At 45.6% G+C, this 22,905-nt stretch carries 19 protein-coding genes; 5 read left to right on the forward strand and 14 right to left on the reverse strand.

Going from position 1 to position 22,905, the window contains the following annotated elements; all coding sequences use genetic code 11:
• Nucleotides 1–36: 36 nt before the first annotated feature.
• The gene (smc, locus tag F8H35_RS06645; protein WP_472572760.1) at nucleotides 37–3,531 is read right to left on the reverse strand and encodes a chromosome segregation protein SMC; all 3,495 of its coding nucleotides are present in this window, start codon (nucleotides 3,529–3,531) and stop codon (nucleotides 37–39) included.
• Between the two features lie 76 nt (nucleotides 3,532–3,607).
• Here smc and F8H35_RS06650 point away from each other — a divergent pair, with 76 nt between their 5' ends.
• On the forward strand, nucleotides 3,608–4,582 hold the full coding sequence (locus F8H35_RS06650; protein WP_472572761.1) for an SDR family NAD(P)-dependent oxidoreductase: 975 nt from the start codon (nucleotides 3,608–3,610) through the stop codon (nucleotides 4,580–4,582).
• A gap of 40 nt (nucleotides 4,583–4,622) precedes the next feature.
• On the opposite strand, the gene mazF is transcribed toward F8H35_RS06650, so the two are convergent.
• The 6 genes from mazF to F8H35_RS06680 form a co-directional block, all read right to left on the reverse strand.
• Nucleotides 4,623–4,973, reverse strand: coding sequence for an endoribonuclease MazF (gene mazF / locus F8H35_RS06655; protein ID WP_472572762.1), 351 nt, complete (start codon nucleotides 4,971–4,973; stop codon nucleotides 4,623–4,625).
• Nucleotides 4,954–5,190, reverse strand: a complete 237-nt coding sequence (locus F8H35_RS06660; RefSeq protein WP_472572763.1) for an AbrB/MazE/SpoVT family DNA-binding domain-containing protein — start codon at nucleotides 5,188–5,190, stop codon at nucleotides 4,954–4,956. The genes mazF and F8H35_RS06660 overlap by 20 nt, the downstream gene beginning before the upstream one ends.
• 243 nt (nucleotides 5,191–5,433) lie before the next feature.
• A complete protein-coding gene (locus F8H35_RS06665) occupies nucleotides 5,434–6,102 on the reverse strand; it encodes a carbonic anhydrase (protein WP_472572764.1) in 669 nt (222 codons plus the stop codon).
• A gap of 32 nt (nucleotides 6,103–6,134) precedes the next feature.
• The gene (locus F8H35_RS06670; RefSeq protein WP_472572765.1) at nucleotides 6,135–6,485 is read right to left on the reverse strand and encodes an ArsR/SmtB family transcription factor; all 351 of its coding nucleotides are present in this window, start codon (nucleotides 6,483–6,485) and stop codon (nucleotides 6,135–6,137) included.
• On the reverse strand, nucleotides 6,485–6,865 hold the full coding sequence (locus F8H35_RS06675; protein ID WP_472572766.1) for a rhodanese-like domain-containing protein: 381 nt from the start codon (nucleotides 6,863–6,865) through the stop codon (nucleotides 6,485–6,487). Before F8H35_RS06675 ends, F8H35_RS06670 begins: the two co-directional genes overlap by 1 nt.
• 12 nt (nucleotides 6,866–6,877) lie before the next feature.
• A complete protein-coding gene (locus F8H35_RS06680) occupies nucleotides 6,878–7,654 on the reverse strand; it encodes a sulfite exporter TauE/SafE family protein (protein WP_472572767.1) in 777 nt (258 codons plus the stop codon).
• Between the two features lie 105 nt (nucleotides 7,655–7,759).
• Here F8H35_RS06680 and F8H35_RS06685 point away from each other — a divergent pair, with 105 nt between their 5' ends.
• From F8H35_RS06685 to F8H35_RS06695, 3 genes are read left to right on the forward strand one after another with little or no spacing between them, the layout of a single operon-like run.
• Nucleotides 7,760–9,052, forward strand: a complete 1,293-nt coding sequence (locus F8H35_RS06685; RefSeq protein ID WP_472572768.1) for a TolC family protein — start codon at nucleotides 7,760–7,762, stop codon at nucleotides 9,050–9,052.
• Nucleotides 9,036–10,223 carry an efflux RND transporter periplasmic adaptor subunit gene (locus tag F8H35_RS06690; protein ID WP_472572769.1) on the forward strand — a complete coding sequence of 396 codons (1,188 nt, stop codon included), beginning with the start codon at nucleotides 9,036–9,038 and terminating at the stop codon, nucleotides 10,221–10,223. Before F8H35_RS06685 ends, F8H35_RS06690 begins: the two co-directional genes overlap by 17 nt.
• Entirely contained in the window at nucleotides 10,216–13,329 is a 3,114-nt protein-coding gene (locus F8H35_RS06695; protein ID WP_472572770.1) for an efflux RND transporter permease subunit, read from the forward strand. The genes F8H35_RS06690 and F8H35_RS06695 overlap by 8 nt, the downstream gene beginning before the upstream one ends.
• Before the next feature lie 80 nt (nucleotides 13,330–13,409).
• Here F8H35_RS06695 and dxs read toward each other — a convergent pair whose 3' ends face one another.
• The 7 genes from dxs to F8H35_RS06730 form a co-directional block, all read right to left on the reverse strand.
• Nucleotides 13,410–15,275, reverse strand: coding sequence for a 1-deoxy-D-xylulose-5-phosphate synthase (gene dxs, locus F8H35_RS06700; protein WP_472572771.1), 1,866 nt, complete (start codon nucleotides 15,273–15,275; stop codon nucleotides 13,410–13,412).
• A gap of 44 nt (nucleotides 15,276–15,319) precedes the next feature.
• The gene (locus F8H35_RS06705) at nucleotides 15,320–16,204 is read right to left on the reverse strand and encodes a polyprenyl synthetase family protein (protein WP_472572772.1); all 885 of its coding nucleotides are present in this window, start codon (nucleotides 16,202–16,204) and stop codon (nucleotides 15,320–15,322) included.
• A 9-nt stretch (nucleotides 16,205–16,213) separates the two neighbouring features.
• Complete coding sequence (gene plsY / locus F8H35_RS06710) at nucleotides 16,214–16,804, reverse strand: glycerol-3-phosphate 1-O-acyltransferase PlsY (RefSeq protein ID WP_472572773.1); 591 nt, start codon at nucleotides 16,802–16,804, stop codon at nucleotides 16,214–16,216.
• Nucleotide 16,805: 1 nt separating this feature from the next.
• Complete coding sequence (gene pgsA, locus F8H35_RS06715) at nucleotides 16,806–17,327, reverse strand: CDP-diacylglycerol--glycerol-3-phosphate 3-phosphatidyltransferase (protein ID WP_472572774.1); 522 nt, start codon at nucleotides 17,325–17,327, stop codon at nucleotides 16,806–16,808.
• Complete coding sequence (gene dnaN, locus F8H35_RS06720; protein ID WP_472572775.1) at nucleotides 17,327–18,421, reverse strand: DNA polymerase III subunit beta; 1,095 nt, start codon at nucleotides 18,419–18,421, stop codon at nucleotides 17,327–17,329. Before dnaN ends, pgsA begins: the two co-directional genes overlap by 1 nt.
• Nucleotides 18,422–18,658: 237 nt before the next feature.
• Complete coding sequence (gene dnaA / locus F8H35_RS06725) at nucleotides 18,659–20,083, reverse strand: chromosomal replication initiator protein DnaA (RefSeq protein ID WP_472572776.1); 1,425 nt, start codon at nucleotides 20,081–20,083, stop codon at nucleotides 18,659–18,661.
• Nucleotides 20,076–21,149, reverse strand: a complete 1,074-nt coding sequence (locus F8H35_RS06730) for a glycosyltransferase family 4 protein (RefSeq protein ID WP_472572777.1) — start codon at nucleotides 21,147–21,149, stop codon at nucleotides 20,076–20,078. Before F8H35_RS06730 ends, dnaA begins: the two co-directional genes overlap by 8 nt.
• Before the next feature lie 50 nt (nucleotides 21,150–21,199).
• Between F8H35_RS06730 and F8H35_RS06735 the strand changes: the two genes are divergently transcribed.
• Nucleotides 21,200–22,903, forward strand: coding sequence for a proline--tRNA ligase (locus F8H35_RS06735; protein WP_472572778.1), 1,704 nt, complete (start codon nucleotides 21,200–21,202; stop codon nucleotides 22,901–22,903).
• Nucleotides 22,904–22,905 lie beyond the last annotated feature (2 nt).

Below are 22,905 nucleotides of genomic sequence, written 5' to 3' on the forward strand. Positions count from 1 at the left end.
GAGCAATTGCAAGTTATTTTCAATAACAATAAGTTATCAAACAGCTACAGCTTCAAACGAAACGCCGATAACTTTTGAAACTCCAGGGGTTTCCATAGTTACTCCGAAGATGGCGTCGGCAACTTCCATAGTCAGTTTGTTGTGTGTGATGATTATCACCTGAGTGTTTAGAGCCATCTGCTTAAGGAGCTCCGTAAACCTCACGGTGTTCGCATCGTCTAAGGCGGCGTCAACCTCATCCAAAACGATGAAAGGAGCTGGCCTTACGGAGTAGAGGGCGTAGAGGAACGTAAGTGCTACAAGTGTTCTCTCTCCTCCAGAGAGGAGATTTAGGTTTGAGTGTCGTTTTCCCGGTGGTTTAACCTCTATCTCTAAACCGGCTTCAGAGAGGTTTTCAGACGTAAGAATGAGTCTCCCTGTTCCTCCTCCGAAAACCGCCTTAACGGAGCGCTTGAACTCCCTGTTTACGGCTTTAAAGGTCTCGTAAAACCTCTTCTCAATCTCTTCATCTAAACGCTTTATGGCCTCTTTTAAATTCTTGATTGACTCAATTAAGTCCCTCTCTTGCTCTAAGATGAAGCTGTAACGTTCCTTAATCTTCTCATACTCCTCTATTGCCAGCATGTTAACGGCACCCAACCTGCTGATTCTCTCCTTAAGGTTTATCAGCTCCCTCTTTAGCTCCTCCTCATCTTCAACAGACTCGGCAAGCTGGAGAGCTTCTGAAACGGAGCCCTCTGCGTCAACGATTTTCTTGAGGAGCTCCTCCTCCTGAACAGTCAGTTTGGCAAGCTCAATCTCTGAAGACTTCAGCTTCTTTGAGACCTCTGAGAGGTGAACGTTCCTCTGCTTCAAGGCCTCCTCTTTGTTCTTGATGAGAGAGGAGAGTTCCTTTCTCTTTTCCTCTAAGTTCTTCAGCTCTTCCGTTATATCCTCAATTGTCTCGTCAACTCCTGAGAGTATCTCCTCAGCCCTCTCAAGCTCAGACTTTGCCCTTTCAAGCTCTTTCTTTGCCTTCTCAACCCTTTTTTCAGACTCCTCAACCTCACGCCTTAAAGACCTGAGAGCTCCCTCCTTTGCCCTTATCTTCTCCCTCAAAGATGAGAGCTTCTCAATGAGAACCGAACGCTCAGAGGAAACCTTAGAGAGCTCCTCCTTCACCTCTTCGTAGAGTATCTCAAGTTCTTCCTTTTCCCTTTTTAAACCGGTAAGTTTTGAAAGGAGCTCCTCTTTCTCCTTTTTAAGCTCCTCTATCTTGTTTTTCAGTATCCCTGAACGCCTCTCAAAGGACTCAACGTTCTCCTTAGCCCTCTTTTCCCTCTCAAGGAGCTCCTCCTTTCTCACCTCAACCTCAGAGAGCTTCCTCTTCAGCTCTTTCAGTTTTGATTCAGCCTCAAAGAGGGCCATCTTTTTCTTCTGAATCTCCTCCTTTATCTCCTCAACCCTCTCCTCTAAGGCCTCAACCTCTTCTCTGTAAGGAGTTAATTTCTCTTTCAGTTCTTCAATTTCAGACTCAATCTCAGAGAGTTTTTCCCTCTTCCGGCGAACTTCCCTCTCAAGCTCTAAGAGTGAAGACTCTTTGAACTTACCAACAACGCAGCCCTTTGCCGAGAAGAGGTTGAAATCCTCATCAATGAAAACGGCATCGGGATGTTTTGCTGATAGAGAGGGAGCTCCCTCTGGAGCGTAGTAAACCCTGTGGAAAACGGCCTTTATCAGATTCTTAACCCGTGAATCTCTGGGTTTAACATATTTTTCTACAGGGAGAGCTCCGTCAATTTCAGGGCTATCAGGGAGCTCTGGAACATCTGTAAAGAGAAGATTTACCCTTCCCTTTCCTTTCAGCTTCTCCTTAACCCATACAACGTCTTCAGGAGTTTTCAGAACAATTCCGGCTCCAAAAGTTGAGAGGTAATTCTCAACAACCTTCTCCCACCCCGGCTCAACCTCAATCAGGTTCAGAAGAAGACCTACATAGCCCTTAACTTTCCCTTTCTGTCCGCTCTCAACGATCTTCTGCTCAACTTTCTTAAGGTTTATTGAAGAGAGAATCCTCTCTGTGTTCTCAATTTCGGTCTTTACCTTTAAGGCCTCTCTCCTCTTCTCCTCAAGGTCAGCTTCGGCCTCCTCCAACCTCTCCCTCGCCTCAGAAAGCTCCTCCCTTTTTAAAGAGAGCTCCCCTTCCAACTTCCCGATTTCGCCCTTTATCTTTTCAACTTCTCTTTCAACCCTCTCAACCTGAGAGGTGTAGTAGCCTTTCTCCTTTTCAAACTGGGAAATTTCGGCAGGAATTCTCTCTAAGAGGTTCCTCTGGGACTTAAACCTCTCCTCCTCCCTTGCCAGGTCCATCTGGAGCTTGTTTATCTGGGCATCAACTCCGGAGATTTTCCTTGATAGGGAAAGCTCCCTCTCCTCAAGCTTCTCTCTCTTTTTCTTCAACTCCTCAATCTTTTCTTTTACAGCCTTCTCTTCTCTCTCAAGCTCAGAGAGGGACTTGAGGAGCTCCCTCTCTTTCCCTTTCAGCTCCTCTATCTCGGAAGCAAGGGCTGAAAGCCTTTTCAGTTTTAACTCTTTCTCCTTTTCCCGCTCTTCTATCTCTCCCTTCAGCCTCTCTATCTCTTTCGTCAGGAACTCCCTCTTTACAGAGGCCTCTTTTTTGCTCTTTTCAACTTCGGCAAGCTCTTTTGCAGTATCCTCTACCTCTCTGTTTAAACGGTCAAGTTCCGAGCGGAGCTCCTCAATCTCAACCGTAAGGCGGGAGACCTCCCTCTCTAAAGAGGCCCTATCTTCCTGTAAAACCCTAATGCTTCCCTCTAACTTTGCCCTCTCCTCCTGAACCTTTTTCAGCTGGTAGCCGAGGAGTTTCAGCTCAAGCTCCCTCTCCTTTGAGCGGAGCTCCTTAAACCGTTTGGCCTTTTCAGCCTGGTTTTTGAGAGCCCTTAAGTTCTTTGCAACCTCGTCAATAACGTTTCTTGTGTTCTCAAGGTTCTGCTGGGCTTCCTCTAACTGCCTTAAGGTCTCCTCCCTTTTTACCTTAAAAGGAGTAATACCGGCGGCCTCGTCTATGAGAGCTCTCCTCTCAGCAGGTTTCATCCTGAGAACTTTCTCAATCTGCCCCTGCTCAAAGAAGGCGTAGTCCCTGTTTGAAAGGCCTAACTTTAAGAAAACCTCCTGAATGTCCTTGAGCCTCACCTTCCTTCCGTTTATTAAGAACTCGCTCTCACCGTCTGCCTTAACCCGCCTTGTTATCTCAGTTTCAGGAAAGGTCAAATCCTCTGAGGCTACAACAACGGAAACCTCTGCGCTCCTTGCAGGCCTTCTCCCCTCTGCCCCCTTAAAAACAACGTCCTTTATTGAATCTGCCCTCATTCCCCTGGCAGATGTAACCCCAACAACCCACTTAAGGGCATCAACGATGTTGCTCTTTCCACAGCCGTTTGGCCCAACAATACAGTTAATACCGTCTGTAAACCTTATCTCCGTTTCATCTGCAAAAGACTTAAAACCTTTAAGCTTCAGGCTCTTTATCATCTGCCGTCTACTCCGTAGGAAGTTTCACTCTGTAATGTTAAACTACCTGTCAAAATTTAAAAACGGAGAGGGTTCAATGAAAACGGTTCTCCTTACAGGTGCGGCAGGTTTTATAGGGAGCTACGTTGCAAAGAGGCTCCTTGAAAAGGGATACAGAGTTATTGGAGTTGATAACTTAAACGACTACTACGATCCGAGGCTAAAGAAGTTCAGGCTCAAAAAACTCTCAGAAAACCCAAACTTCACCTTCTACAGAGTTGACATAGAGAACAGAGAAGCCCTGAGGGTGATCTTTCAGGACACAAAGCCAGACGGCGTTATAAACCTTGCAGCAAGGGCTGGAGTTAGATACAGCCTTGTTAATCCGTTTGTTTATGAAACGACAAACTCTCTCGGAACGCTGAACCTTTTAGAACTTATGAGGGAGTTTGGACTCAAAAAATTTGTTCTGGCGTCAACATCTTCACTCTACGCCGGCCAGCCGATGCCATTCAAGGAAGATCTGCCCGTTAACACCCCCATCTCCCCTTACGCAGCCAGCAAAAAGGCTGCAGAGGTTATGTCTTACACCTACCACTACCTATACGGTTTTGACGTAACGGTTGTCAGGTATTTCACAGTCTATGGGCCAGCTGGAAGACCCGACATGTGCATCTTCCGATTTATTAAGTGGATAGACGAGGGTACACCAATTACAGTTTACGGAGACGGAACCCAGAGCAGGGACTTTACCTTTGTTGAAGACATAGCAGAGGGAACTGTAAGGGCTTACGAGACAGAAACGGGCTACGAAATCATAAACCTTGGCGGAAACCACCCCCACCAGCTTAAAGAGGTAATTGAGCTGATAGAGAAATACTTAGGCAAAAAGGCGGAAATTATCTACAAACCGTTCCACAAGGCAGACCTTAAGGCCACCTGGGCAGACATAACAAAGGCAAAAAAACTCCTTGGCTGGGAGCCGAAAGCTTCCCTAAAAGAGGGCTTAAAGAGAACAGTTGACTGGCACATTAAAAACAGGGATTTTGTGAAAACAATCCCTCTGCCATAAATCCAAAATTCAGCAGAGTGGAAATCTCTTTATTTGCTATTTAGTAGAACAGAAGTAAGTGAATTTTTTCCAGAACTTCTTTTAAAGTATCTTCAGAAACTTTTGCTATAAACGATGCTTTCCTGACATTCCAATCTAAGTTACGAATCTGGTCTGCAAGAATAACACCTTTTACAGGAAAGTTATCAGGAAGAGAAACCTCAAAAGGATAACCTTTCTGTTTAGACGTTATCGGGCAGAATAAACCTAAGTTTGTCTTCTCATTATAAAGTTTTGGAGACAAACATAAAGCAGGTCTTTTCCCGGCTTGCTCATGACCCGCCTGTGGTGAGAACTGTAGCCACAGGATATCTCCTCTTTCAGGAACATACTTACCACTCTTCTTTTCCACTCTTTTCACCCCAGTCAATTTCACTATGGAGATTCTCAGGAGTTATTTGCTCTAATAACTTTTCTAACTGCTTTTTCTTGTTAGGAATAATTACCAGCCTGTTATCTTCAAGTCTCAACTCCACTTCCGCATCAGGATAAAGTCCTACTTCTTTGGCAAAAGCTGACGGAATTCTTACAGCCAGACTGTTTCCCCATTTTTGAACTTTAGTAAGCATCTTGCCTCTCCACATTGATTTATGTCTAAACTATGTAGACACGTTACGGCAAGCAAGGACCCAAGGAAATTGAACTCACAATTTCCGAAAAAAGAGGGCTTGAGGCGATAAGTTCCGCAGTGAGGCCGTTGAGAAAGAAGAGCTCTCCCCTCTGAAAAGCCGGCATCCTGAAGACTGAAAAAAGAGAGGAGAGGCCCCAGAGCTCCCAGAGTAAACCAGAGGAGAAGAAAGAGAAAACAGCCGTTAGATAACCACCTTATCAAGGAGCTCCCCCGGAACTAAAGACATAGCCCTGTGGGAGAGTATCTTCTCTCTATCCTTTATTCCATTCAGGTTTATTAAAACAATCCTTCCGTAGCCTCTGCCGTAGTAGTTACCGAAGTCGTAAACGGCTCCCAAAATGGCAAGGAGTCCCCTCGTTACAAGGAGACCGTACCTCTCAAGGGCAACCCTCACCTGCCAGTGGACGTTCTCCTCAACAGCGGTGAGCCAGTCCTTCTCAAAATTTCCCGTTTTCTCAATCTTAGAAACGGGAATACAGAGGTGGTCAAGCTCCTTTCTGATGTCTGCAGTTTCATCCGAGTAGCCTTTCAGAAATGCCTTGACAGCACCGCAGTTAACGTGGCCGAGAATAAGAAGAACAGGGGTTTGAAGGTGGTAAATACCGTAGTCAACAGAGCCAACGCAGTTCTCTATCTGGTTTCCGATATTCCTGATAACGAAAACCCTGTCTATCAATTCCTCGGAGAAAACCGTTGGGTGAACCCTTGAGTCTGAACAGGTTATGAGGGTAATAACAGGGTTCTGGGCCTCAAGGTGGGATTTAAAGAACTCCTCTCCTTTACCTGAAACAAAAGAGTCATTGTCTCTGAAGATTTCAGCAACAACTTTTTCCGGCTTTTCCCTTTTCATTGCCTGCCCCCTTTTTCTTTTTACCCATTCTATCACTCGTAGGGGCAGACCTCCTTCAAAGAGGATTTTTTCAGCTTTTCCAGATCTTTTTTAACAACCTGCCAGCCGTCTGCAACTTTCAGGATTTCAGAGAGGATGCGGCGGAGCTCCCCGCTTTCCGGCTCAGAGAGAGAAAAGAGAACTTTAGCTCCCTCTCTTTTATCTTTTACAAACCCAAACTGCTTCAGCTTTGAAAGGTGGGTTGAAACGGTGGAGGGGGAGAAGCCCAGAATGGCCGTAATTTGGCACAGGTAAGATGGCTTCTCCTCCAAAATTTTCAGAATTCTTATTCTGGTCTCATCTGAGAGAACCTTTAATGCCTCTACAAACTCCTGGCTCTCCATTACTCCCCTAACTTGGCAACAAAAGGCGGTTTAACCCTGTCAACAATCTCAGACGGAGAGGATGCAAGAACCCTAACGTTGTCAAAGCCCTCTGTTAACAGGTAGCACATCGCAATAGTTCCTCTGATTTTCCCGGGGCAGAGAGTGCAGACGAGCTTATCCTTTGGAATCTCGTTGAGCCTCTCCGGAAGCTCGTTGAGTGGAATGTGGATTCCAAAGGCAGTTAACGGAGTTAAAGCCTGCTCCTCTTTTGTTCTAACGTCAAGGAGAATGGCCTCTCCAGCTTTCCACTTCTCCAAAAAGGCATCAAGGGTAATTTTTGGTTCGTTAGAAAGAAGACCTTTCAGGTCTAACTGAGAAACCAACTCTTTCAGCGTCATTCAGAACCTCCTCTAAATGAATTTTAGCAGGAATTTTATTCCAAGAATGAAAAAGATAACTCCCAAAAGCCTCTTTACCTGTTTTGGGCTGAAGTATTTGTGGGTTATGTGGGCACCGAGGTATCCGGCAAATATGGCAGGAATGGCCGCCCAGAGGGTTACATACCAGTCAACACTTCCCATTTTCCAGTAGGCAAGGAACCCTGTAAACGAGGAGAAGAGAACCGCAAAAGGTGTTACAGCAACAACTTTTTTCGGGTTATATCCGGCAACTATGAGAAGGGGAGACATCAAACCTCCACCACCAACTCCTAAAAAGCCTGAAAGGAAGCCTGCGAGAGCTCCCACAAAGGCCGGGTAAACAACGGAGCTCCTCTCCTCAAAAACCTCCTTTTTCGGAATGTAGACCATTATTCCGGCAAAAAAGAGGAAAAGGGTAAAGACAATACCCACAATCTTCTCAGGAACAAGGTGAGAAGCATATGCCCCAAAGGGAGACAAGATAACTGAAGCAGCTATTAAAGGAACTGCAATTCTGAAATCAACAAGTCCTTTCTTCAGGTTGTGATAAGAGGCTGCAGAAGTTGAAAGGAAATTGGTAAATAGGCCTGCAGGTCTTGCAACGGAAAAGGGAACTCCCAAGAAAACCAGAATAGGAATGAGAATGACTGCAGCCCCTATTCCACCAAGGGCAAAAATAAACGATACGATAAAGGAGATTAACCCAATTTCAACGCCGCTGACCATTTTCACCTCAATTTCTGTTATTAACGAAATTTTCAAGAACATTAGTATACTTTAAAAAGAATCGGCAAACAAGGAGACTTGAAAAAATTTGAGATAGTAGTAATATAGGAAATAAGGAATTTAGCCAATAGCCTAAAGGAGGCTGACTTGAAGAAAATAATAGGCCTCTTAGCAGGAGTTCTCCTCTCCGGAACTGCCGCCTACGGTATAACCCTCAAACAGGCAGAGGAGCTTGCCGTTAAAAACTACCCGAAACTGAGGGAGCTCCAGGCACTCTCAGAGAGCTCCAAAGAGCAGGCCAAGGCAATAAAAAGAGAGCGGTTCGGAACCCTAAACATCTTCTCCTCATACACTTCTTTCAATAAAAACTTGGTTCTAACTCCCCTCTACTACATGCCCAGCCCTAAGAATCCTCCTCCCTTTGACAGCCGAAAGGCCGTTTACGGGATAGACTTTACAGTTCCCCTATACCTTGGCGGAACGATAGGAAAGAGGGTTGAAATAGAGAAGCTAAAATCGGAGCTCTTTAAGAACCTTAAGGAAAAGGCAAAGTGGCAGATAAAGTTTAACGTTGATTCAGCATACCTAAGCTACTTAAGGTTAGAGGAGATAAAAAAAGCACTAAAAGATTACGAAAAGAGCCTGTTGAAGCTGAAATCGGATGTTGAGTTCGGAGTTAAGGCCGGAAAGTTTGCAAAGGTTGACCTTTTAAAGGTTGACTACTCCCTCCAGGATGTAAGGGCAAAGATAAAAGAGGTTGAGAAAAACCAGGAAACCCTTAAAACAGTTCTTGAAACCCTTACGGGAAAGAAAATAGACAGTATTGAACCCTACAGAGTAAGCTACTTCCCCAAAAACTACAGCCTTGAGGAGCTCTACTCAGAAGCCCTCTCGTCAAACAGCCTGATTAAGTCAAAGAGAAAACAGGTTTCAATTGCCCAGAAAGGCGTTGAACTTGTAAAGGGGAAATACGGCTTAAAACTCCTCTTAGATGGAAACTACGCAAGGAACTACGGGTTTGATTCCGGAGAGAATACAGGGATAGGCTCAGTTTCAGTAAAGGTTGCCTACCCAATATTTGAGTGGGGAAGGAAGGGAAAAGAGGTTCTGTCAAAGGAGCTCCTCAAGATATCAAAGGAGAAGGAGTTAAAAGAGACAGAATTAGAGCTGAAGAGGGAGCTCTCTAAAGCCATCAACTCCCTTGAGTCAATCCAGTCTGACATTGAGGCCTACAAAACAAAGCTTGCCTACGCAAAAGAGGTTGAAAGGATAGAGAGGCTCAAGTACGAGAGCGGCAAGGGAGACATGGATCACCTTTTACTTGCTGAAGCTCACAGGTTTTTAACGGAAGCCCAGCTTAAGGGAGCCTACTACAGCTGGGAGATAGAGAAGAGGAGAATTGAAGCTCTACTGGAGGCAGAAGATGAGCAGAACAATTAAGGCAATCATTGTAATCCTGATAATCACAATTATTGGAGTGGTAATCGGGAAAATTCTGATAAAGAAGAGAAGGGCGGAGCTCCTCTCCTACCCAACCCCAAAGGTCTACCCTATCCCGGTTGAGTATGCAGTTGCAAAAGAGGGAAGTGTAAGGGATACGTTCCACTACGTTGGAGAGATTCTTCCATACACCTATGCAAACGTCTCAACGAAGGTTGCCGGAACGGTTCTAAAGGTCTACAAGAGGGAAGGGGAGCACTTTAAGAAGGGGGAGCTCCTTGCAAAGATAGACTCCTCCCAGATTGAAAATACAGTTCTCGCTCTGGAAAGTGAGAAGAGGGCAAAAGAGGAGCTCCTATCGGGCCTTAAAGCCCAGCTAAAAGCTGCAGAAGTTGTTGCAGAGAACGCCAAGAAGGAGTACGAGAGGGAGAAGTTCCTCTACGAGAGGGGAGCAGTTCCAAAGGAAGCCGTTGAAAAGTATGAAAACGCATACCACAGAGCTCTTTCCCAGGTAAAATCCCTAAAGTCAAAGATTGGAGAGCTGAAGCTTGCCGTTAAGTCAATTGAGGAGAAGAAAAGGGCTGTAGCTTCACAGCTCCAGTATACAGAGGTAAGAGCAGTTAAAGACGGAACCGTTGCAAAAGTCCTCCTCTACCCGGGGGACGTTGCAGTTCCCGGAAAACCCATAATGAGGGTCTTCTACGACTCAGACGGCTTCAGAGTTCTCCTGAACGTTCCTCCCAAAGAGGCAAGAGAGATAGAGGTGGGAGTTCCCGTTAATATTGAAGGAAAGCCGATAGGAGTTGTCTCAAAAATCTACCCTGCAGCAGACCCAAAGAGCGGCCTCTACACGGTAGAGGTAAAACTAAAAAACCTTGACGGCCTAAAACCTGCCCAAACAGTAAGGGCAGATCTTAAAGGAAAAGCCTACTCAGGAATCGTTCTTCCTTACCTGTCAGTTCTTCATATGAAGAATACCAATATGGTTCTTAAACTCAAAGGAAGAGAGGTTATCCCAACTCCCGTAAAAATTCTAAAACGGGTTAACCAGTGGGTTGTTATCTCTGGAAACGTAAAACCTGGCGATAAAGTTGTTGTAGGAAGGGAGAGCAAGCTCCTTGAAGTTTTAAGGAGAAAGAGCGCCGTTCCTGCGGAGGCATTCAATGGGTAGGATCGTTGACTGGTACGTCAGAAAACCCCACGGAGTTCTGGCAGTTCTCCTGTTCTTCTGCGTAATTGGAATAATCGGCTACTTCAAAATACCGAGAAAGTTCTTCCCAGACGCAAACAGGCCCCAGATTGCCGTTGTTACGATAGAGCCGGGAGCTTCAGCTGCAGACATCGCCTCCCACGTAACAAGGCCGATAGAACAGAGGCTTAAAACGTTAGACCTTGTAAGAACGATCCGTTCAGTCTCAAAGGACGAAGTTTCGGTAGTTACAGTTGAATTTGAGTATAAAAAGGGAATAGACGCAGCGGCAACAGACGTTTCAAATGAACTCTCAAAGGTTCTTCCTTTCCTGCCCAAAGACATTCTCCCTCCTCAGGTTTACAAAGTTACAGATGCAACAAGGCCTGTAATGGTCTTAGCCGTCTATCCCAAAAAGGGATCCCACCTATCCCTTGCACAGGTAAGAGAACTTGCAGAGAACGAAATAAAGGATGAGCTTTTAAACCTCCCCCACGTTTCAGATGTAGAAGTTTTCGGAGGATACCAGAGGGAAATCAGAGTCTATCCAGACTATCAGGCACTTGCAAAATACCACATATCCCTCTTTCAGCTGGTTAACGCAATAAGAACAAACAACAAAAACGCCCCTGTCGGCCTCATAATAAGCAAGAATGGACTGGTAGTTCTGAAAATAAGGGATGAAGCTGAAAGAATTGAGGAGATAAAAGATATCTACATAAAACCGAACGTTCAGGTTAAAGACGTTGCAAAGGTTGAGTGGGGATACAAAGACAGGCTCTCTGCCTACCACGGAAACGGCCATAAGGCTATAGGAATTTCAATCTTAAGGTCAATAAAGGGATACGAGCTTCCTGCAATAAACTCTGTAATGGCCTACCTGCCAAAACTGAAAAAGGAATACCCTCAGCTCAACTTTGTAATTGCCGATACTCAGAAGTGGCTGATAGAGCTCTCCAACAAAAACATGCTTGAATCTCTAAGAGACGCTGTAATCTTCACCCTCCTTGTAATCTTCCTCTTCCTTGCAAACGTTCGAATGCTCATTGTTTCGTTCTTTTCCGTTCCAATCACATACACAATAACAATCGGCCTTATGTGGCTCTTTGGTTTTAACTTCAACATCGTTACACTAACGGCAGTAATTTTAGCCCTGGGTATGCTTACAGACGACGCAGTTGTCGTCCTTGAGAACATAGAGAGGCACTACTTTGAGCTGAAAAAGGACATCTGGCGGGCAACGATAGACGGAACAAAAGAGGTAATGCTCGCCGTTCTGAGTGGAACTTATACAACAGTTGCAATGCTCATTCCTATCGTTTTTATCGGCGGATACGTCCAGCACATCCTCCGCCCGCTCTCACTAACCCTCATAATCGCCCTTGTTGTCTCATACTTCGTTGCAGTAACGGCAATTCCAATAACGGCTCCCTACATCCTGAAGAAAACGCCGGATAAGAACTGGCTGGAAAGGAAAATCTATGACTACTTTGTGGTAGCAATAGTCTACAGGCTGAGGGACTTCTACGTCTGGCTAACAGATGGAATGTTAAAGAGCTTCTGGCTGAAGTTAGGAGTAATTATCTTCGGCTTCTTCCTCTTTGTAATAACGATGAAAAACGTCATTCCAGTATTGGGCAGAGACCTTATGCCCCCAATGGATACGGGAATAGTGATTGTTAGGGCAGAAACAGACTCAAATACATCTCTTCAGAAAACGGAAAATGTCCTTTCAAAGATGGAAAAGATTGTCTATTCAATGCCGGGAGTGATAAGGGTCTCATCAACAATAGGCTCTGAGCCGGGAGTCCTCTCATTCGGAAGCGGTAAACCGCCGCAACAGATAGAGATGAAAATCCAGTTCATAGACCGTTTCCACAGAAAGAAGACAATCTGGCAGATTGAGGAGGAGCTGAGAGAAAAGTTCCACAAAATACCAGACCTCCGCTACGTAACGATAATGGACTTTGGAGCAACCCCCCTCTCCTCAATCAAGGCAACAGTTGATGAAATGATATACGGAAGAGACCCGAAAATCCTCAACCAGATTGGTGAAAAGTTAGTTCAGCTCATGCATAAAGTCAGAGGAATTACGGATATCTCAAGGAACTGGTATTTAGACAAAAAAGAGATTGTTCTAAAAGTAGATGCTAACAAAGCCTCTCTCTACGGTTTAACTCCCCTCCAGATAGCCCAGTATATAGGTGGTTACGTAAGGGGAATTCCAGCCTCTTCCTTTGTTGTTCCAATGGAGAACGGACTTCTAATCAGGGTAATTCTTCCAAACAACAAAAGGGACTACGTTGATAAGTTGAAGGACATTCCAATTCCGACAAAGAAAGGGTTTATTCCACTCTCCTACTTCGTCTCAATTAAAGAGCACCTGACCCAAACTGTAATAACCCACCAGGACTTACTCAACACACTTGACGTTTACGGCTACAGGGCAACTGCTCCAACAACGTTCGTTCAGATGCAGACGAACATGTTAGAGAAGAAGTTCCTCAAACTCCCTGCCGGTTACGGCATCTCACATGAAGGTGAGATAAAGCAGATGATGGAGAGCTTTAAGCGTCTCTTTCATTCCCTCATGATTGGAATAATCATCCTCTACTTCTCGTTGGTTCCGGCCTTTGAATCGTTTATCTACCCAATTTCCATAATTTCAGCCATACCTTTAGCCCTCATTGGAGCAGCATTCTCAATGCTCTTAGCTCACAAGCCCCAGTGTATGCCCTCATTTATGGGAATGATTCTACTTGCAGGAATCATCGTTAAGAACTCAATCCTCCTCATAGACTTCTTCAAGTGGGCAAAAGAGGAAGGTCAGGAGACAAAAGAGGCAATCCTCAATGCAATCAGAATCAGGACAAGGCCTGTTCTCATGACAGCCTTTGGAACTGCCGTAGGAATGATTCCAATTGCCCTCCAGTGGGCATTAGGACTTGAAAGGTTAGCACCACTGGCCGTTGTAGCAATAGGTGGTCTAATCTTTGGAACCTTTATGACCCTATTCTTCGTTCCCGTTCTGGTCTCATTAATTGAAGACATAAAAGACTGGTTCAGAGGAGACACTACACAAGAATAAAAGAAAGTTCACCCACCGGAACCGGCTTTCCCGGTGGGTAATCAATTTTTATTGAAGAGAACTCTAAAAAAAGTTAACGCTTAAACTGGATTCTTCTCTCTCTTAATCAGGAAATCTTTTACCTTTCTGTATAAACTTTCGGCATCCAGGCCAACAAGTTTTCTAAGCTCTTCCTGTTTTCCGTGCTCTATAAATCTGTCTGGAATTCCGATGTTTATAACTTTCCCCCCATACCAGGGAGCTAATAACTCATCTACTGCTGAACCGAAACCGCCTTTAACTGTGTTCTCTTCAACGGTAAAAATTATTTTGAATTTCTGGGCAAGTTTTTTGAGGAGCTCCCCATCTATCGGCTTAATAAACCGGGCGTTAACTACTGAAACGCTTATTCCCTCCTTTTCAAGCTCTTCAGCAGCTTTTAATGCCTGATAGACAGGCCAGCCGACTGCAAGGATTACAGCGTCTTTTCCCTCTTTTAAGACCTCCCAGCTTCCCACGGGTATCTCTTTTAAGGGCTCCCTTATCGGAACACCGTAGCCCTTTCCACGTGGGTAGCGAACTGCAAAAGGTTTATTGGATCTTATAGCTGTATAAAGAAGGTGGCGGAGCTCCTCTTCATCTTTTGGAGCTGCAACTACCATATTTGGAACAGCCCTCAGGTATGAAAGGTCAAAGAGGCCGTGGTGGGTGGCTCCGTCCTCTCCAACAAGGCCTGCCCTGTCTATGGCGAATACTACGGGGAGCTCCTGTAGAGCAACATCGTGGATTATCTGGTCGTAAGCCCTCTGGAGGAAGGTTGAGTAGATTGCAACAACGGGCTTTAAACCCTTTCTGGCAAGGCCAGCTGCAAATGTAACTGCGTGCTGCTCAGCAATTCCAACGTCAAAGTATCTCTCCGGAAACCTCTCCTTGAACCTATCAAGGCCGGTTCCAGAGGGCATTGCAGCCGTTATTCCGATAACCCTTTCATCTTTTTCAGCTATCTCTATTAACGTTTTTGAGAAGATTTCAGTATAGGTTGGAACTTTTTTCTCTTCAGCTTTTGCCTTTTTAGGTGAAACTCCGTGGAACTTATCTGGCCTCTCCTCTGCCGGTTTGTAGCCTTTCCCCTTTTTGGTTAAAACGTGAACCAGCGTTGGCCCTTTCATTTTTGAGACGTTCTGCAAGGTTGTTATGAGGGTTGGAATGTCGTGGCCGTCTATCGGGCCAATGTATCTAAAACCCAGTTCCTCAAAGAGCATTCCAGGGGGAAAGAGGCCTTTAACTATCAGGTCTTCAACCCTCTTTAAACCTTTATAAACTTTCTCTCCAAATATCCTCTTTGTTACTTCTTCTAACCTTTCCTTTGCCTTCCTCAGGTTCTCTCCCGTTGTCAGCTTTGTCAGGTAGTTTGAGATGGCTCCAATGTTTTTTGAGATAGACATCTCGTTGTCATTGAGGATTACTATAAGGTCTTCTTTCAGCTGGCCGGCGTTGTTGAGCCCCTCGTAAGCCTCTCCTGCAGTGAGAGCTCCGTCTCCGATAACCGCTATTACGTGGCCTTCTTCTCCCTTTAGCCTTTTTCCAACCTTTATGCCGAGGGCTGCAGAGATGGAAGTTGAGCTGTGGCCCGTTCCAAAGGCGTCGTATGGGCTCTCCTTTATTGACGGAAAGCCGGCAATCCCTCCAAGCTGTCTTAACGTGTGGAACTTCTCCTTTCTCCCCGTTAAGATTTTGTAAGGGTAGGACTGGTGGCCAACGTCCCAGACTATCTCGTCTTTCGGTGGGCTGAAAACCTTTAGAAGGGCTAAGGTAAGCTCAACAACACCTAAAGATGAGGCGAGGTGGCCTCCGGTCTTCTCAACCACAGATATGATGAACCGGCGGAGCTCCTCGGCCAGCTGTTTAAGTTCCTCCTCAGAGAGCTTCTTAACGTCTTCCGGCGTGTTTACTCTATCTAAAATCAAAAAGTTTCCCTCCGGCTTTTCTTAAGCTCCTTAATAAACTTAATTTAATACTTCCTCTCAACGATAAAACGGGCTATGGCCTCTAAAGGCTCCCTCTTATCTTCGGGAAAGATTTTAAGGGAGCCGACGGCTCTCTCTATCTCTTCTTCAGCCCTCTTCCTTGCTCCCTCTACACCGAAGAATGTAACAAAGGTAACTTTTCCCTTTTCAACGTCTGAGCCAACGTTCTTTCCGAGCTTTTCCTGATCTCCCACAACGTCTAAAACGTCGTCTACTATCTGGAAGGCAAGGCCTATGTGGTTTCCATACCTCCTTAAGGCCTCAATCTCTTCTCCACTTCCTCCACCTGTAATTCCACCAGAAACGACGGAAGCCGTTATGAGCCTCCCCGTTTTGTGTCTGTGGATGAAGAGGAGCTCCTCTAAAGTAACGTCGCTCCTTCCCTCTGCGTCTAAATCACACTGCTGGCCTAAGACCATTCCCAGCATTCCGGAAGCCTTAGCTATTTCAGAGATAACCTGAACTTTTCTCTCACAGTTAAAGTCCCATTCGGATAGAACTTCAAAAGCCCTGTTTAAAAGTGCATCTCCGGCAAGAATTGCAACTGCCTCTCCAAACTTGACCCAGGTTGTAGGGTGGCCACGCCTTAATGTGTCGTTGTCCATTGCAGGAAGGTCGTCGTGGATGAGTGAGTAGGTGTGTATCATCTCTATGGCGCAGGCAGGAGTAACGGCATCTTCTACTTTTCCTCCAACTATTTCACACCCTGCCATACAGAGGATTGGCCTTAACCTTTTACCTCCAACGGTTAAGGAGTATCTAACCGCCTCGTAGAGCTTCTTTCCAAACTCTGGCTCCGGCGGAAGGAACTTGAGAATCTCCCTGTCTATCAGTTCTTTCCTCTCTTTCAGGTAGCTCTTAAGCTCCATTTTTAACCTCTACCTGTATTTCTTCTCCTCTCCCTTTAAAAGCCTTTTTATGTTTGAGTGGTGTTTCACAACTATAACAAGAGCTGTTAGGGAAACCAGTATGAAGGAGAGCTCCGAAGGTTTCTCAAGGAACCTGTAGAGGAGAGGGTATGTTAGGGCTGCAGTTATTGATGAGAGTGAAACGTAGCGGGTAAGAAAGAAAACCACAAGGAATATAAAAAAGGCAAGAAGTGTAATTTTTGGAGAGATTACGATAAAAGCGCCAAGGCCTGTTGCAACTCCTTTTCCACCTCTAAACTTAAGAAAGGGTGAAAAACAGTGACCTAAAACGGCAAAAAGCCCTGAAAGAACCTGATACTCTTCAGGCAGACCGGCAAGTTTAACCGTTAGAACGGGGAAAGCTCCCTTCAGCGCATCTAAAAGAAGAACCAGAGCCCCATACTTTTTTCCCAGAACCCTTGAAACGTTTGTAGCCCCTATATTTCCACTTCCGTGCTGCCGAACGTCAACCCCTTTCAGCTTTCCAATAACGTAACCGAAGGGAATTGAACCGAAGAGGAATGGAAGAACTGTTGTTAGAAGAATAAAGCTCACATCCATACTACTGCTCCTTAAGCTCTTTCAGGAACTTAACGAAGTAGTCAAAGCCCGTATATAGGGCAACAAAGGCAGAAAGTATCAGAAGGAGCTCCCCAATACTCTTAAACCCGGAAAGGAGCAGAATAACAGAAGCCATTATGAGAACGGTTTTCAGCTTCCCTCCTTTAGAGGCCGGAATAACAAGCCCCCGGGAAGCTGCAATAGCCCTCATTCCCGTAACGGCCTCCTCCCGCCCAACTATGGTTATAACGGAGTAGGGATCGCAGAGCTTCACGTAGGCAAGTGAGATGAGAGTTGAAGAGGTAAGGAGCTTGTCTGCAACCGGATCTAAGAGAATTCCAAGGCTTGTCACAGACCTCTGTTTTCTGGCTATGTAGCCGTCTAAAAAGTCTGTAACGGCCGAAACTATGAAAAGCAACAGGGCCAGAAGGAAATGGCCCTTAACTATGAAAACAACGATAAACGGCAACAGAAGAATTCTTAAAAGGGTGAGGAAGTTTGGAACCGTCTTTACCCTTCCCATCAGACCTTCATCGGCATCACAACGTTTTTGAGCTGAGGCTCATCTTCACTGGCTATAAGAACGGGCGTTAGCTCTTCGCCGAACTTCATTGTAATGGTTTCTCCGTCAAAGGAGCTGATGGACTCAATCATGTGGATAATGTTGAAGTTGATGGAGAAGGACTCCCCTGAATAGTCAACGGGAATTGTTACTTCTGCCTCTTCAGGGGATTCTCCCTCAACGTTCCTCGCCTGAAGGGTGAGCCTTCCATCTTCAAGATTAAAACGAACAGCCATAATCTCATCTTTGTCAAAGATGATTGAAACCTCTTTCAGGGCTGAGAGGAGCTCCTCCCTATCGGCAGACATTGTAATGGGATTATCCTCTGGAATAACCACAGTGTAGTCGGGATACTCCCCCTCTATGAGGGATGTCCACATAACCGTATCTCCACTGTTGAAGTAGAGCTTGTTTCCCTGCTCCGCAACAGAGACCTCCTCACCCTCTCTGAGGACCTTCTTAAGCTCGCTGAGAGATTTTTTCGGAATAATGGCACTGAACCCTTCAGAAGGAACTAAAACCTCGTAGAGGGCCAATCTGTGGCCGTCGGTGGCAACTGCGTGGAGACGGTCTCCGAGGGAGCGGAGAAGAACTCCTGTTAAAACGTATCTGGTTTCATCCCTGCTGGCTGCGTAGGAGACTTTCTTAATCGCCCTGTCTATCTCCTCTGAGGGAAGGGTTATTGGGTAGGAAGAGGGGAGCTCTATCTCGGGAAACTCATCTGGTGGAAGGGTGGCAAGTGAAAACCTTGAGTTGGCAGATTTCACAGTAAGTTTAGAGTCGGAAGTCTCAATGTCTATCTCATCTCCTGTAAGTGAAGAAAAGAGCTTTGCTGCCTTGTTAGCGTTGACTGTTACTTTCCCTCCCTCTTCAACTTCACAGTCTATAACTGTGGAAACTCCTATCTCAAGGTTCGTGGCAGTCAGCCTTAAAGTATTATCCTCAGCCTCAAAAAGGATGTTAGAGAGAATGGGGATGGTTCCCCTCCTGTCGGCGGCAGATGAAGCCAGTTTGACCGCATCCCGAGCTTTCAATTTGCTGACCCTAATTTTCATTATTTACTCCTCCCTATATAGAGTATATATACAGTAATTACTATATATACCGTAGTAATAATAAGAGTGCACTTTTTTTGTGCACTTAAGATAAAAGTTCTTGCCTCTCTTTGGCTTAAGCCCAAAAAGTTATCCACATAGTGTGGATAACTTGCCGATTTTCCTGTGGATAACTGGTGTGGATAACTTTTTCCTGTGGATAACTTTTCAACGTTCCCGTGAGTTATCCACACCTTTTCAGTTATCCACATAATTATCCACATAGTTATCCACACCGGTGTGGATAACTCGGGTTGACCTATCTACCGCTTCTTTTATCTCAAGTTCTAACCTGTCTAACCTCTTCTTCAGCTCCTCGTCCTCTTTGAGGAGCTCCTCAACCTTCCTTACAGCGTGGATGACTGTTGTGTGGTCGTCCCTCTTAAAGGCGGCTGCTATCTGTGTGTAGGGGTAGTTTCCCACCTTCTTGGCCATAAACATTGCCACCTGCCTTGCAAGGGCTACCTGCTTTTTCCGGCTGGGGCTGTCTAAGAGCTCCACACTTACTTCAAACTCCTTTCCAACCATCTCTTTTATGATTTTCAGCGAAATCTCTTTAATTTTTCTCTCTTTTCTCTCCCTGTCGTCTTCAGGAAGGAAGAGCTCCTTTACAAGTTTCTCATTTATAGGTCTTCCCTCTAAAGTGGCTTTTGCCTTAAGCTTTACCAGAGCTCCCTCAAGCTGCCTTATGTTTGACTTTATCATCGTTGCAAGGAGCTTTATGACCTTGTCGCTTACCTCTATTCCCTCCTCTTCTGCCTTTCTCTTCAGAATTGCTACCCTCGTTTCAAAGTCCGGCGGCTGGATGTCTGCTATGAGCCCCCACTCAAAACGGCTTCTGAGCCTCTCTGTAAGGGTTGGTATGTCCTTTGGAGGTCTATCGCTGGTTAGAACAACCTGCTTTCCTGCATCGTAGAGGGCGTTGAATGTGTGGAAGAACTCAATCTGTGTTCTCTCCTTACCACCTATGAACTGGATGTCGTCTATGAGGAGAACGTCAACGCTTCTATACTGCTCTCTGAACTTGTGGATGTTGTCGGATTTTAACGCCTCTATCAGCTGATTCATGAATGTTTCCGTTGTTGTGTAGACAACTTTTCTGTTTGGGTCTTTCTTCAGAATGTAGTTTCCTATTGCCTGCATCAGGTGGGTCTTTCCAAGTCCTACGCCACCGTAGATAAATAAAGGGTTGTAGGCCTTTCCGGGGTTCTCTGCCACTGCTAAAGCGGCAGCATGGGCAAACTGGTTGCTTGAGCCCACAACGAAGTTTTCAAAGGTGTATTTCGGGTTGAGGTTTGAGTTTATCTTTGGAGTTTCCTGAGGGAGTTCTCTCTTTTTCTTCTCTAACAGCTGGAAGAGGTCTGGCTGTTTGGGAGTTTCTGCCTCTTCGGGGGAGAGGAGCTCCACCTTCAGCTTTTTCTTAAAGGTCTTCTCTGCCGCCTCTTCAAGGAGTTTCAGATACTGCTTCTCAAGAAGGCTCTTAACAACTTTATCTCTGGTTTTGAGCTTCAGGTTTTCGCCGGTGAGTTCTATCAGCTTCAGGTCTTTAAAGAGGTTTTTGTAGAGCCCCGGCTTTACCCTCTTCTTTATCTCCCCCAAAAAGGCCTTGAAAGCTTCAGCCACCCTTTACCTCCCGGTAGAGCTCTACGTAAGAGTCTACCATTGCAGAAACTGAAAACTTCTTAAGGATAAGAGAGAATGCGTTTTCAGTTAACCTCTCTCTCAGCTCTCTGTCTTTTATGAGCTTTAAGATTCCCTCAGACAGGGCTTTTGGGTTTTCTGGGGGGACTAAAATTCCCGTTTCTCCGTCCTTTACAGCCTCTACCGTTCCACCAACGGCAGTTGCAACTACCGGAATTTTTAAGGCCATTGCTATGAGAAGGGAGCTCCCCAATCCCTCGTTCCTTGAGGGTAGAACAAACAGGTCTAAAGCCTTTGTGTAGTTTGGAACGTCTTTAACGAATCCGTAGAGGATGAGCTTCCCTTTTAATCTCCTTTCTTCAATCAGCTTCTCTAACTGTTTCCTTAACTTTCCCTCTCCGAAAACTACGAACTTTGCAGACGGGAGCTCCCTTAAAATTGTTTCTGCTGCGCCAATGAGATTCGGAATGTCCTTCTGTTCTGTTAAGGCTGCAAGTGTTCCAATTAGAGGCTTTCCACCAAGTTCTTCCTTGATTTCTCTAACTTTTTTCAGGTTAAGCCCTCTGTTTATCTCTTCAACATCTACAGCGGAATGGATTACCGAGACTTTTCCATTCAAAAAGGGGAGCTCCCTCTCTAAAATTTCCCTGACGGCTTCAGAAATTGCAACAACCCTGTCTGTGAGCCTGTATTTGAGCTTTGTAATTGGGTTTTTCTTCGGCAGGTAGTCAACTCTCCTCGTGTAGACAACCGGTTTCCTGTTGAACTTTTTAGAGAGTGCCGAAATTGTGTGTGCCTTTGCAGAGTGGGCGTGGATAATGTCAAAATTCTTTCCAACAGCGGCAACTCTTAAACAGTCTGATGACTGGTTCCCTTTGAGAGGTATAACTTCTACTCCCGCTTCTCTACACCTCTTTTCAAGCTCGTCTCCAGTTCTGCAGGCTACTGCCTGTTTAAATCCCTTCTTTTTCAGGCCCTTAACCAGGTAGAAGAGCTGTTGCTCTCCTCCCCGCCATCCTCTCTCTGTGTCAACGTGTAGAATTCTCATGACTCACCGGTTAACTTAATTTTCCGCAGAGTCAAAATTTTGGAGGAGCCATGAGGTTTTCAAGGGCATTTATACCTACGAAGAAAGAGAGCCCTGCAGATGCGGAAATTCCCAGCCACAAGCTCTTAATAAGGGCTGGGTTTATAAGGAAAGTTGCCTCTGGACTTTACGATATTCTTCCACTTGGAGCTCTTGTTATAAGAAAGATAGAGAGGATTATCAGGGAAGAGATGGACAGGGCCGGAGCTCAGGAAGTGATCCTCCCCATTATGCACCCGGCGGAGCTGTGGCTTGAGAGCGGAAGGTGGGACGTTTACGGCAAAGAGATGATAAAGTTTAAAGACCGCCACGAGAGGGACTACTCCTTAGCTCCAACGGCAGAAGAGGTAATAACAGACCTTGTTAGGAAAGAGGTTCGCTCCTACAAAGACCTTCCGCTGAACCTCTACCAGATTGGGAGGAAATTCAGGGACGAGATAAGACCCCGTTTCGGCCTTATGAGGGCCAGGGAGTTCATAATGAAAGACGCTTACTCATTCCACGCAACAGACGAGGACGCAGAGAGAGAATACTGGAACATGTATGAGACCTACTCCCGGATATTTAAGAGAATGGGGCTTGAGTTTAAGGCCGTTGAGGCAGACACTGGAGAAATTGGCGGAAAGTTCTCCCACGAGTTTATGGTTATAGCAGATACGGGAGAGGGAAAGCTGGTCTACTGCGAGAAGTGCGGATACGCTGCAAGTACAGAGAAGGCCGAGCAGTTAAAACCTGAAGTTCCTAAAAATAGAGAGGAGCTCTTTAAGCCTGTTGAGAAGGTTCACACCCCAAACGTTAAGAGGATTGAGGAGGTTTCAGGGTTCTTGGGAGCTCCCCCGGAAAACATTTTAAAACTCCTTGTTTACATAGTTGACGGCCAGCCCGTTGCAGTTGCAATAAGGGGAGATAGGGAAGTTGAGGAGACAAAGCTGAAGCAGTTTTTCAGAGGTAAAGAGGTTCGCCTTGCAACAGACGAGGAGATAGAGAGGTTCACCGGCCAGCCTAAAGGTTTCCTCTCTCCAATCGGCTTGAAGATTCCTGTTTACGCAGATTACTCCGTTATCCCAATGGTTAATTTCGTAGCTGGAGCGGGAGAAAAGGACTACCACCTGAAGAACGTTAATTGGGGAAGAGACTTTGAAGTTAAGGAGTTTATAGACGTTGCAGAGGTGAGGGGTGGAGACCCATGCCCGAAGTGTGGAGCTCCCCTCATTGAAAAAAGAGGCATTGAGGTTGGTCACATCTTCAAGCTCGGAACGAAATACAGCGAGGCGATGGGGGCTCTCTTTGTTGATGAGAACGGCCAGGAAAAACCTATGATTATGGGTTGCTACGGGATAGGCGTAACCAGAGTTATGGCCGCAGCAGTTGAGCAGAACCACGACGAAAACGGAATAATCTGGCCTGTTGAGATAGCTCCCTTTGAGGTTATCGTTATCCCTGTAAACGTTAAAAACGACGAGATTAGAGAAGTTGCCGAGAGGATTTATGAAGAACTGAAAGAGGCTGGCTTTGACGTTCTTATAGACGACAGAAACGCCCGCCCCGGCTTTAAGTTCAAAGATGCAGACCTGATAGGTATTCCATACCAGATAATCGTCGGCAAAGGCGTTAAAGACGGCCTTGTTGAGCTGAAAGAGAGAAAGACCGGCAAGAGGAAAGAAGTCAAGATTGAAGATACCGTTTCAGAGCTTAAAGGGTTGTTAAATAGATAAAA

The sequence above is a fragment of the Thermovibrio sp. genome, assembly GCA_015488335.1.
Classification (GTDB): domain Bacteria; phylum Aquificota; class Aquificia; order Desulfurobacteriales; family Desulfurobacteriaceae; genus Balnearium.